The organism is Smaragdicoccus niigatensis DSM 44881 = NBRC 103563 (assembly GCF_000380645.1).
Lineage (GTDB): Bacteria > Actinomycetota > Actinomycetes > Mycobacteriales > Mycobacteriaceae > Smaragdicoccus > Smaragdicoccus niigatensis.
Map to the genome: position 1 here is coordinate 1056907 of NZ_AQXZ01000019.1, position 11825 is coordinate 1068731.

Genomic DNA, 11825 nt, shown 5'->3' on the forward strand with positions numbered 1-11825 from the left:
GCGACATTGCTAGCCCGCAGACCCCTCGGCGGGCACCGTCGGGCCCTCCGCTCCTCGCTCCTTCGTCGCTGCGATGCTCACGCCCTCCTCCTAGCCCGCGATGCCCTTGTGCAGCGCCACGATGCCGCCGGTCTGGTTCTTCCACGTCACGTCGGTCCAGCCCGCTGAGGTCATGATCTCGGCGAGCGCGGCCTGATCGGGCCATGCCCGAATCGATTCGGCGAGATAGACGTAGGCGTCCGGGTTGCTGCTCACGCGCACGGCGACCTTCGGGAGGGCCTTCATGAGGTACTCCATGTAGAGCGTGCGGAATGGCTTGATCACCGGCGTCGAGAACTCACACACCACGAGGCGACCGCCCGGCTTCACGACCCGGCGGATCTCGGCGAGACCGGCCTTGGTATCGACGAGGTTCCGCAGACCGAACGAAATGAGGGCGCCGTCGAACGAGGCGTCGGCGAAGGGCAGGTGGAGCGCGTCGCCGGCGACCATCGGAACGCCGCGATGCCTGCCTGCCTGGAGCATCCCCATCGAGAAGTCGGTGGCCAGGCACCAGGCCCCGGACTTCGTCAGCTCGACGGTCGAAACACCCGTGCCGGCGGCGAGATCGAGAATGCGCTCACCGGCCGCCGGAGCAAGCAGCTTCCGGGAGGCTCGGCGCCACAGCTTGTCCTGACCACCGGAGAGCACGGTGTTGGTGATGTCGTAGCGCCGCGCGACCGCGTCGAACATCGACGCAACCTCGTGCGGGTCTTTGTCCAGGTGGGCTCGCGTACCGCGAATTTCGGTCACCATCAAACGTTAACAGCGTGCCTCAGACCGCTGCCAGCTTCCGTCCCGAGCCGACGACCTCGCGGTAGTGGGTCATGAGTTCGGCGCACAGCGCGGGCCAGGTTCGAGGTATCACCGACTTGCGGGCGGCCTCACCGAACCGGGCGCGGAGCTCCGTGTCCCGAAGACTCTCGATGGTGCCTGGCAGCAGCTTCGTGAACCGGTCGACGGGCAGGAGATAGCCGTTCCGGAGGTGTGCAACGAGGTCGCGCGGTCCGCCCATGTCCGGAGCGATGACCGGCACGCCGGAGGACAACGCCTCCTGGACCGCCTGGCAGAAGGTCTCGTGCTCGCCGGTGTGGACGAAGACGTCGAGGCTCGCGTACGCCTTGGCCAGGTTGCGACCGCCCAGTTCACCGGTGAAGACGGCGTTCGGCATGAGTCGCTCGAGGCGGGCACGCTCGGGTCCATCGCCGACGATGACCAACTGCACGCGCTTGTCGCGGTTCAGGCACGCCAGTCGCTCGACGTGCTTCTCGGGCGCGAGACGGCCGACGAATCCGACGATCAGGCGGCCGTCCGGCGACCACTGCGCCCGGAGGTCGGCGTCGCGCTCGCCGGGGAAGAATCGGGCGCTGTCGACACCACGGGCCCAGCGGTGCACCCGCTCGATGCCGTGCTGATCGAGGGCGTCAACGGCCCAGGAGGACGGGGCAAGTGTTCGGTTCGCGCGGTTGTGCAGAACGCGGGTCCAGACCCAGGCGGCACGCTCGGCGAGCGCGAGGCCATAGCTTCCGGCGAATCCGGCCACGTCGGTCTGGAAGACCGCGACGGACGGGATGCCCAGGAAGTTGGCCGCGGCCAGTCCGGCGCCACCCAGGACGAACGGGGAAGCCAGGTGGACGACGTCGGGTTCGAAGTCCCGCAGGACGCGCACGATGGACGGCTGTGGCACACCGACCGGCAGCGACGCGATCTTGGGGACGAACAGGGCCGGCACACGGTGGATCGGCGTGCCCTCATGAACCGTCGGGGCCGGAGCGTGTCCGCTCGGCGTGTCGGGGGCGATGACGAGTGCCTCGTGACCGTTGCGGCGCAGGTACTCCAACACCCGCAACACCGAGTTCGTCACGCCATTGACGTTTGGCAGGAAGGATTCTGCAACGATGGCTATACGCACAATCCAAGATTCGCCGGTCCAGCCCACGGGACACTGACGTCGAAGTGACTGTTGGGCGACCAGTTTGGCAAATCTCAGGTGTCGTGTTGTGAGCGCGATCGCCGACGGGATGTCGCAGCGACGCGTGTCACACAACGCGCCATTACGCGTGACGCGCCGGTTGGCGGTACATCCTCTCGACGCCATAGAGCGACAGAGCAGCCAATAGCCAGGTCACGACGATGACACTCAGGGCCGGGATGATCGCGACCCGCGCGTCGCGGCCCGCGACGCGAACGAGATCAGGGTCGGCGCGCGAGTACTCGACCTCAATGTGCTGGCCGGCCGTGAGGTTCGTGGGATAGAGCACGCCGAGCTTGGGGTTGTGGGTGACACCATCGGGCGTCACGAAGCTGATCGCTGAGCGCAGCCGACCGGCCGAGATGACCTCCGCGGTCGTGACACCCTTATCGCCCGAGATCGTGAAGTCGTCCTTCCAAGCAGCCAGCACCAACAGGACCGCGAGTGCAGAAATCGAGATCGCGGCGATCTTGATTCCGCGACGGACGCTGTGCGCCATCGCCTCGATCCCGGCGACCTGAACATCGCCGGGCTGATACGGGGAAACCGATGGCCCGCTCACAGGCGCGAATTCACCGATGCATGCAGTTCGCGCAGGCTGGCGCGTTCGGTGGCCACCTCGAGAACCCTAATGCCGTGCGCGGGCTGGTCGAGGGCAATCGCCAGCTGCGCCGGGTCGAGACTCTGGTGCGGAATGCGGTACGCCCGGCACAGGGCCGCGAGATCCATCCCGTGCGGTGTTCCGAAGACGCGCTCGAAGACGCCGGCGAACTGTGGGTCGCCCTGTTCGAGCAGCTCGAAGATGCCACCGCCGTCGTCGTTGGCAACCACGATCGTCAGATCGGCGGGTCGCGGCTCCCCCGGTCCGATGAGAAGGCCCGACGCGTCGTGCAGGAACGTGAGGTCACCCATGAGGGCGAGCGTGCGCCCCGGATGGCCGATCGACGCGCCGATCGCGGCGGACACCGTGCCGTCGATGCCCGCGACCCCGCGGTTCGACAGAACCTTCACACCAGTTCGTGGTTGCGACACGAGCGCGGCGTCACGCACCGGGTTCGATGCGCCCAGCAGCAGTTGGTCGCCCTCGTGCAGCGAGTTCATGACGACCGCAGCGACATGCAGGCCGGTCGGTTTCGGGTGCGCGGCGAGTTGCTCGCGGACCGCACGGGACGCTCGTTTTTCGAGGTCGTCGCAACGTTTCAGCCATTCCGGGCTCGGTGCCCCGCTGATGACCGCGCGCGTCCCGGTCCCGACGACGTTGCCGGAGACGTCGGGCCAGCGCGGACCCGTTGTCAGGCCGTACACCGCGACGTTCGGGTCGGCGAGCAGGCGCGATACCGGACGGTGCAACGTGGGGCGACCGGTGACGATCGCCTGCTTTGGCTTGATCAGCGGCAGCGCGAGGGGGTGCAGTGCGGGGCCGTGCAGCGGGGCGGTCGGCTCCGCGACGGTCGGTACACCGGCGAGTTCGGGACGCAACGCCGATCCGTGGCCTGAGATGACGACCGTGTCCACCGTGAGGTCGATGTCGATCGGAACGTCGAGCGTGGCGTGCTGGGTTTCGGTCCAGGCGCGACCGTTCGGCCGGCCCGCCGGCGCGTCACCGACGGGCAGGATGTCGGGAACCAGCGGCTCACGAAGCGGAATGTCGAACTGCACGGGGCCAGCGTTCCCGGAGCGAGTACCGCGCGCTGCGGCAAGGACTCGGCAGACCGCCGATCGCCACTGACTGTTCTGGTCCTGCCCTGCTTCAGCGAGGCCGAGGCTGATCGTCGCGCGCACCTGGGTCCCGAACAGGCCCAACTGCTCGACCGTTTGGTTCGCGCCGGTGCCGAGCAGTTCATAGGGACGGTTCGCGCTCAGTACAACGAGCGGAACGCGCGCGTAGTTCGCCTCAAGCACTGCCGGGCCGAGGTTGGCAACCGCCGAACCCGAGGTCATGACCACCGGAACCGGTGCACCGGTCGACAACGCGAGTCCGATCGCGAGAAAGCCGGCAGTCCGCTCGTCGATGCGCATGTGCAGTCGAAGGCGCCCATCGGTGTCGGCGGCCTGCAACGCGAAGGCCAGCGGCGCATTCCGCGATCCTGGGCACAGCACGACATCGCGCACTCCGCCGCGGACGAGTTCGTCGACGACGACGGTGGCCTGGACCGTTGACGGGTTCACGACTACAGGTTAAGCGCTCCCCAGCAGCGCGAGACGCGGTCCCGCCACCAGATCGCTCGATCGGCGGATGCGGCGAACTTCACGAGCAGTTCGGGAGAGGGAATTCGGCGTTCGACCATCAGCTCGCCGTTCTGCCAACGAATGCGTTCGCCCACGTCAGCGACCAGAAGTTCACCCGTCGCGAGACCGCAGGCGAACGGCAGCCGCGGGAGGGCCGCCGCAGTCGCAAGTCCGGCCGAGATTCCGATCACGGAGTCGATCGCACTGGAGATGACGACCGGAATTCCCAGGTCGTCGAGCTGACGGGCGATCGACACCGTGGCATTGACGCCGCCGAGCGGCGCCACCTTGAGCACGGCGACATCGCAGGCACCCGCGTGCGCGACGCGCAGCGGGTCAGATGCTTTGCGAATGCTTTCGTCAGCGGCAATCTGCACGTCGGGCAATCGACGACGGAGTTCGCTCAGTTCCTCGACGGTCGCGCAGGGCTGCTCGGCGTACTCGAGCGCACCGAACGCGGAGAGCGCGTTGACGGCTTCGTCGACGGACCAACCGCCGTTGGCATCAACTCGAACATTGGGGACGAACTCCCGCACGGCGCGGACGCGCCGGACGTCGTCAGCAAGGCTTTGACCGCGTTCGGCGACTTTGACTTTCGCTGTTTTGGCACCAGGAAATCGCGCTAAGACTGCCGGCACGTCCGTGGCATCGACCGCCGGAACCGTCGCGTTGACGGGTATCGAGGTGCGCAGGCCAGCCGGGGTCGGCGCCCAGGCGTAATCGACCGCCGAGCGCAACCAGTGCTTGGCTTCCTCGGTTTCGTATTCGACGAACGGGGCGAACTCGCCCCAGCCGAGTGGCCCCTCGATGAGCGCAACCTCGCGAGCGGTGATCCCGCGAAACGGCACCGCGAGCGGCAGTTCGACGACGCGCAGGCCTTCGAGCACGTCCTTCAGAGGCGGCAGCACGCGGTAACCATAACCAGGTTGCCGCCCCTCGAGGCCGTCACTCGTGCGGTGGTTCCTGCGGTTCCGGAGACTCCTGCGGCTTCGAAGACGCTTGCGGATCTGGAGCCCCCTCGCGTGCCGGCCGTTTCGGCAAGTCCGCTTCGTCGACCGGATGGTTGTGCTCAGGCTTGAGGTTCCCGTCCTTATCGACCCAGTCGGTGAAAGCGGTGCCGGACAACGCGCCGTGTGTCCCGGGCACCACGACCGACTTGCGCGCGTCCGGTTCGTACAGGTCTCGATCCTCGCGTGCCTGGTCCGCGTTGGACTTCGCGGTTTCGTGATTGCTTTCAACTGTCATACGAGTGGAGTACCCGGCCTCAACCACCGCAGACAGCCTTCTCGGCACCCCGACCCTCGGACGATAGGGTCATCCGCATGACGTTCAACCCGGAACTCTGGCGCACGGTCCCTGGATTCGAGAATCTGACCGACATCACCTACCACCGGTACGCCGGTCCCGGCGCGGACAAGAACGGCACGGTCCGCGTCGCGTTCGACCGCCCGGAGGTTCGCAACGCATTCCGGCCGCACACCGTCGACGAGCTGTACCGGGTTCTCGACCACGCCCGCATGACGTCCGACGTCGGCGCGGTGCTCATCACCGGCAACGGCCCGAGCCCGAAAGACGGCGGCTGGGCGTTCTGCTCGGGCGGTGACCAGCGCATTCGCGGTCGCGTGGGGTACCAGTACGCCTCCGGCGAGACCGCGGACACCGTCGACCCCGCACGCGCCGGCCGTCTCCACATCCTCGAAGTCCAGCGGCTCATCCGGTTCATGCCGAAGGTCGTCATCGCGCTGGTCAACGGCTGGGCGGCCGGCGGTGGGCACAGCCTGCACGTCGTGTGCGACCTGACCCTCGCGAGCCGCGAGCATGCGCGTTTCAAGCAGACCGACGCGGACGTCGGCAGCTTCGACGGTGGCTACGGCAGCGCCTATCTCGCAAAGATGGTCGGACAGAAGTTCGCGCGCGAGATCTTCTTCCTCGGTCGGCCGTACACCGCGGACGACATGCACAAGATGGGTGCGGTCAACGCGGTCATCGACCATGACGCGCTCGAAGAAACCGCCATTGCGTGGGCCGCCGAGATCAACGGCAAGTCCCCGCAGGCACAGCGGATGCTCAAGTACGCGTTCAACCTGCTCGACGATGGTCTCGTCGGCCAGCAATTGTTCGCCGGTGAGGCCACGCGCATGGCCTACATGACCGACGAAGCCGTCGAAGGACGGGATTCATTCCTGGAAAAGCGGGAACCCGACTGGAAGCCGTTCCCCTGGTACTTCTGAGAAAACGTACCGAGCGGTATTTAAACGTGCCACCAGGTATTGCAACCCTCAATTGACCGGCGGTAACGTCGATCCATGCCGACAGGCATGCAGACGTCGAGGTTCCTCTCTAAAACAAGGAATCGCTTAGCAGTCCCGATTCAAAGCTCGACTGCACTGTCCGCTGCATCCACACCAGATTTCTCGAAGGCCACCCACAGCTTCGCAGCTGCCCGGGTGGCCTTTGTTGTGTGGCCATAAGGCGGCCATCGCGAAAGATTCACGATCGCAAGGAGTTTCCGGCATGACCACACAAATGGCGACAACCGAGATCCCGGGGCCACGCGGGCTACCCCTATTGGGGAATGCCTTCGACATCGACTCGCACCACCCGTTCGAATCGCTGATGGCCTTGTGCCGGAAGTACGGACCGATCATCAAGCTGTCGACTCCGGCTGGGTCGCGCTACATCGTGTCCGGCGCGAAGTTGGTGGAAGAGGTGTGCGACGACGCCCGCTTCGACAAGAAGGTCACCGGCGGTCTGTCCAACGTCCGCAAGGGCGGCACCGGCAACGGCTTGTTCACCGCCGATACCACCGACCCGCTGTGGAGTCGCGCGCACAACATCCTCATGACGCCGTTCAGCCTGCAGTCGATGCGCGACTACATGCCGATGATGCTCGATATCGCGGGCGAACTGTGCGAGAAGTGGGAGCGGTTGAACCGCGACGACGAAGTCGACGTCCCGGCTGACATGACGCGACTGACGTTGGACACGATCGCCCTTTGCGGGTTCGACTACCGCTTCAACTCGTTCTACCGGGACACCCAGCACCCGTTCATCGAAGCGATGGTCCGCACCCTGGCCACGTCGCAGGCACGCGCTCAACAACTGCCGATCCAGTCGAAGCTGAATTTCCGCGCACAACGACAGCTCGATAAAGACGACGCCTACATGAACAGCCTGGTCGATCGACTCATCGCCGAACGGCGCGCTGAGGGCGCCGCCGGAAAGAGCGACGATCTCCTCGGCCGGATGATCAACGGCGTCGACAAGACCACCGGCGAGAAGCTCCCGGACGACAACATCCGGGCACAGTGCATCACGTTCCTCATCGCCGGTCACGAGACGACGAGCGGCCTGCTCTCGTTCGCGATCTACTACCTGCTCAAGAATCCGCAGTTCATGCGTAAGGCCCGCGAAGAGGTCGACAAGGTACTCGGCACCACGGCCGAGCCGACGTTCGAGCAGGTACATCGACTGATCTACGTCCGGCAGGTGCTCAGCGAGGCTCTGCGTCTGTGGCCGACTGCACCAGGCTTCACGCGCGCACCGTTCGAAGACACCGTCATCGGCGGCAAGTGGTCTATTCCGGCGGGCACTCCGCTGATTGTGCTGACCCCGATGCTGCACCGCGACAAGAGCGTGTGGGGACCCGACGCTGAGGATTTCAATCCCGATCACATGGCCGCGGAGCGCATGGCGGCGATCTCGCCGAACGCCTACAAGCCGTTCGGCACCGGACAACGCGCGTGCATCGGCCGGCAGTTCGCGATGCAGGAAGCGGTCCTCGTCCTCGGCATGCTCCTGCAGCGCTTCGAGCTCATCGATCATCTGAATTACCAGCTGGAGACGAAGACGACGCTGACGGTCAAACCAGACAAGATGCACATTCGGGTCCGGCCGCGCACCGACCAGTTCGTGAAGTTGCCCGGGAAGATGCGGGTTACGGCGGAACAGACGGGCACTCCGCAACCCAAGATGGCCGCGCAAGGGAACCACCACAACACTCCCCTCACGGTGGCCTTCGGGTCGAACCTCGGAACTGCGGAGGGGATCGCAACCAAGCTGGCACAGGAAGGCACTGACCGTGGCTACTCAGTCACGCTGTGTTCGCTCGACGAGATCGCGGGCAAGCCGCCGAGCGGCGCGTTGGTCGTCGTGGCCGCCTCGTACAACGGCACCCCTACCGACAACGCAGGCAAGTTCTGCGCCTGGCTACGCAGCGCTCCCGCCGGCTCGTGCAGCGGGACGCAGTACACCGTCTTCGGCTGCGGCAGCAAGGAGTGGGCGTCGACCTACCAGGCTGTGCCGTGGATGATCGACGACAAGCTGGCAGCGGCGGGCGCCACGCGGATGCATGAGCGAGGCGAGGGCGACGCCAGCGGCGACTTCGACGCCGCGTACCGGACCTGGCATGACGGCCTGTGGGACGCCATTGGCGGCGGTCTCGGAGTGTCGGCGGATTCGGCTAAGCCGACCACGACGACCACTCGGCTGACGATGACGTTCGAGAACCGTCAACTCGCGAACCCGGTGATCAAGTCGTTCCTGGCGCAGCCTTCGCTCGTCCGGGCGAACCGGGAACTCCACTCGCCGTCGGACACCAGGTCCACCCGCCACATTGATGTCGAGTTGCCGGTCGGTGTCGCATATCAAGCTGGCGACCACCTCGGAGTGATGCCGCGCAACAGCATCGACAACATCCGGCGGGTCATGAACCACTTCCAGCTCGATGGCGGCATGTTCGCCACGATCACGATGGACGGCGGCAACTACACCCACCTGCCGATCGGCGAGCCGACGCCACTGCTCGGGATTCTCAGCAGCTGTGTCGAGCTTCAGGACATCGCTTCGCGCGAAGGCATCGAAGTACTGGCCGAGCACACCGACGATGACGCCGAGCGTGCTGCGCTCAAGGCGCTGATCAGCGATGACGAGCGATACAAAGAGGAGGTACTCACCCCGCGCCGGTCGCTGCTCGACCTCGTGGAGAAGTACCCGTCGTGTTCGATCCCGTTCGAGACGTTCCTCGGGCTGCTGCCGCCGCAGCGTCCCCGGTACTACTCGATCGCGTCGTCGCCGCTGGTAGACGCGAAAATCGCGAGTATCGCCACCGGCGTGCTGTGCGCACCTTCCCGCAGCGGAGTCGGGACCTTCAATGGTGTCTGCTCGAACTACCTGGCCAACAACCCGGCGGGTAGCACGGTGTTCACGTTCGTTCGGCGACCCACGATCGAGTTCCGGCCGCCGGAGAATCCGCACGTTCCCATGATCATGGTGGGAGCCGGAACCGGACTCGCTCCGTTCCTCGGGTTCCTGCAAGAGCGCGCGACCCAGCGTGAGCAAGGTGCACCGATCGCCCAGTCGATGGTCTTCTTCGGCTGCCGCCATCCGGAGCATGACTTCATCTACGGCGAGGAGCTGCAGGAGTACGACCGGCTCGGTGTCGCGAAGTTGCGCACGGTCTTCTCCCAGCAGCCGACCGATGGGCGCAAGTACGTCCAGCACGAGATCGAGGCCTGTGCCGATGAGGTGTGGGAGATGCTCGAGAAGGGCGGGGCGGTCTTCGTCTGCGGGAACGCGAACACGATGGCGCCCGGAGTGCGCGCTGCGTTCATGAAGATCTACCGAGACCGCACCGGAGCCGACGAGGCCGGCGGCCAGGAATGGCTCGCAAACCTTCGCAAGGAGAACCGCTACGTCGAGGACATTTGGGGAGGGTAGAACACCCTAAATGGAGCATCGACCCGGTAACTATTTCTGGGGTAGTTGTTCATCTGGAATTCCCCGTAGGCAAGACTGACACTTTGTGAGCGCAGAACTCGTCGTACTCGGCATTGTGGTCGGTACCGCACTCGCGTTCGACTTCACTAACGGGTTCCATGACACCGCGAATGCGATGTCCGCGTCGATCGCGACCGGGGCCTTGAAGCCCCGCGCCGCAGTCGCACTGTCGGCTGTGCTCAACCTGGCCGGAGCGTTCCTGTCTGTAGAAGTCGCAGCGACCGTGGGTAAGGGAATCATCAACATCGACCAGATCGATGGATCCCAGCTGCTGACCGTGGTCTTCGCAGGCCTCGTCGGCGGCATCCTGTGGAACGTCTTCACGTGGCTCCTCGGCATTCCGTCGAGTTCGTCGCATGCGCTGATCGGTGGTCTCATCGGCGCGACGGTGATCGCGGCCGGGTCCGGCGGAGTCGCGTGGACCAGCGGCGTCATCGCAAAGGTGCTCATTCCGGCGATCTTGGCGCCGATCGTGGCGTCGATGATCGCGGCGCTGGGCACGAAGTCGGTCTACTGGGTGACCCGGAAGGTCGCCGACAAGCCGCGCGACGACGGCTTCCGGCTGGGCCAGATCGGTTCCGCGTCACTCATCTCGCTCGCGCACGGCACCAACGACGCGCAGAAGACAATGGGCGTCATCTTCCTCGCGCTCGTCGCGCACGGCAGCCTCACTGCCGACGATCCGCTTCCGTTCTGGGTCAAGCTGACCTGTGCACTGGCGATCGCCGCGGGTACCTACCTCGGTGGTTGGCGCATTATTCGCACCCTCGGCAAGGGTCTGGTCGACATCCGGTCGCCACAGGGCTTCGCGGCGGACTCGTCGTCCGCGGCGATCATCCTGACGTCGAGCCACTTCGGTCTGCCGCTGTCGACCACGCACACGGCCACCGGTTCGATCCTCGGCTCCGGCATCGGACGCGGCGCCGAAGTGCGGTGGAACGTTGCGGGGCGCATGGTTGTCGCATGGCTTTCGACACTGCCACTGGCGGGCCTCACCGGCGCCGCATGCTGGTTCGTCGCCGACCTGATCGGTGGCATGGCCGGCGTCATGGTGGTCTTCGGTGCGCTCGCCGTTGCGTGCATCGCGATGTACATCCGGAGCCGCCGCAACCGGGTGGACAGGAGCAACGTCACGTCCGAATGGACGAGCGGGTTGGCCCCCGACGACACCACGCACATGAGCGGGAAGGCGTGACATGGACCTCGTGATCAAGACCGCGAATTCGCTGTGGCAGGTCGTTCTCATCGGACTGCTGTTCGGCGCCGGTCTCCCCACCGTGTTCGCCTTCGGAGTGCGATTCCTGGCTCCCTCGGCGCAGGTCGTCGATCGGGGCGGTCAGGACTCGGCCATCACCCGACGCAGCCCGCTCGCGTTGGTGGCCGGCATCATCTGCCTGGCCATTGTCGTCGTGGCGGTGATCCTCGGAATCCTGTTCATCATGAAGAACTTCCTCGACCACGATCTTGGAATCAAGATCTTCTGACCAGCTGAGGAGGTATCGGCATGCTCGGTTCACACCTGACGGCACCGCTGCGGGCCGTGCTGCAGTGGCTGAAGGCGGGATTTCCGCAGGGGGTCCCCCAGAGTGACTACGCGGCGGTTTTCGCCGTGCTTCATCGTCGTTTGACCGACGTCGAAGTCACTCAGATCGCGGCTGAGTTCACCGAGACGCATGCCGACGAGCCCGTCACGACGGCGCAGATTCGCGAAGCGATCGCCGAGGTCGCGATGGAGGAGCCCGGCGCCGACGACATCGCGCGTGTCACGCAAACGCTCAAGGACGCTGGTTTCGCGGTCGAGGACTAG

11 protein-coding genes are annotated in these 11825 nt (G+C 65.6%); 5 read left to right on the top strand and 6 right to left on the bottom strand.

Annotated elements, in window-relative coordinates; translation table 11 throughout:
* Nucleotides 1-90: 90 nt before the first annotated feature.
* From F600_RS0126020 to F600_RS29910, 6 genes are all read right to left on the bottom strand, one after another.
* Nucleotides 91-792: a demethylmenaquinone methyltransferase gene (locus tag F600_RS0126020; protein WP_018163607.1), complete on the bottom strand. Its 702-nt coding sequence runs from the start codon at nucleotides 790-792 to the stop codon at nucleotides 91-93.
* Between the two features lie 22 nt (nucleotides 793-814).
* Nucleotides 815-1951 carry a glycosyltransferase family 4 protein gene (locus F600_RS0126025; protein ID WP_026306971.1) on the bottom strand — a complete coding sequence of 379 codons (1137 nt, stop codon included), beginning with the start codon at nucleotides 1949-1951 and terminating at the stop codon, nucleotides 815-817.
* Between the two features lie 142 nt (nucleotides 1952-2093).
* Nucleotides 2094-2510: a DUF3592 domain-containing protein gene (locus F600_RS0126030; protein ID WP_026306972.1), complete on the bottom strand. Its 417-nt coding sequence runs from the start codon at nucleotides 2508-2510 to the stop codon at nucleotides 2094-2096.
* A gap of 59 nt (nucleotides 2511-2569) precedes the next feature.
* Nucleotides 2570-4180: a 2-succinyl-5-enolpyruvyl-6-hydroxy-3-cyclohexene-1-carboxylic-acid synthase gene (gene menD / locus F600_RS0126035; RefSeq protein WP_026306973.1), complete on the bottom strand. Its 1611-nt coding sequence runs from the start codon at nucleotides 4178-4180 to the stop codon at nucleotides 2570-2572.
* A gap of 2 nt (nucleotides 4181-4182) precedes the next feature.
* Entirely contained in the window at nucleotides 4183-5148 is a 966-nt protein-coding gene (locus F600_RS0126040) for an o-succinylbenzoate synthase (RefSeq protein WP_018163612.1), read from the bottom strand.
* A 37-nt stretch (nucleotides 5149-5185) separates the two neighbouring features.
* Complete coding sequence (locus F600_RS29910) at nucleotides 5186-5485, bottom strand: hypothetical protein (RefSeq protein WP_018163613.1); 300 nt, start codon at nucleotides 5483-5485, stop codon at nucleotides 5186-5188.
* Between the two features lie 77 nt (nucleotides 5486-5562).
* Between F600_RS29910 and F600_RS0126050 the strand changes: the two genes are divergently transcribed.
* From F600_RS0126050 to F600_RS29915, 5 genes are all read left to right on the top strand, one after another.
* Nucleotides 5563-6471 carry a 1,4-dihydroxy-2-naphthoyl-CoA synthase gene (locus F600_RS0126050; RefSeq protein ID WP_018163614.1) on the top strand — a complete coding sequence of 303 codons (909 nt, stop codon included), beginning with the start codon at nucleotides 5563-5565 and terminating at the stop codon, nucleotides 6469-6471.
* A gap of 283 nt (nucleotides 6472-6754) precedes the next feature.
* The gene (locus F600_RS0126055) at nucleotides 6755-9958 is read left to right on the top strand and encodes a bifunctional cytochrome P450/NADPH--P450 reductase (RefSeq protein ID WP_026306974.1); all 3204 of its coding nucleotides are present in this window, start codon (nucleotides 6755-6757) and stop codon (nucleotides 9956-9958) included.
* A gap of 85 nt (nucleotides 9959-10043) precedes the next feature.
* On the top strand, nucleotides 10044-11213 hold the full coding sequence (locus F600_RS0126060; RefSeq protein ID WP_018163616.1) for an inorganic phosphate transporter: 1170 nt from the start codon (nucleotides 10044-10046) through the stop codon (nucleotides 11211-11213).
* Nucleotide 11214: 1 nt separating this feature from the next.
* Nucleotides 11215-11502 carry a hypothetical protein gene (locus F600_RS0126065; RefSeq protein ID WP_018163617.1) on the top strand — a complete coding sequence of 96 codons (288 nt, stop codon included), beginning with the start codon at nucleotides 11215-11217 and terminating at the stop codon, nucleotides 11500-11502.
* A 20-nt stretch (nucleotides 11503-11522) separates the two neighbouring features.
* On the top strand, nucleotides 11523-11825 hold the full coding sequence (locus F600_RS29915; RefSeq protein WP_018163618.1) for a DUF3349 domain-containing protein: 303 nt from the start codon (nucleotides 11523-11525) through the stop codon (nucleotides 11823-11825).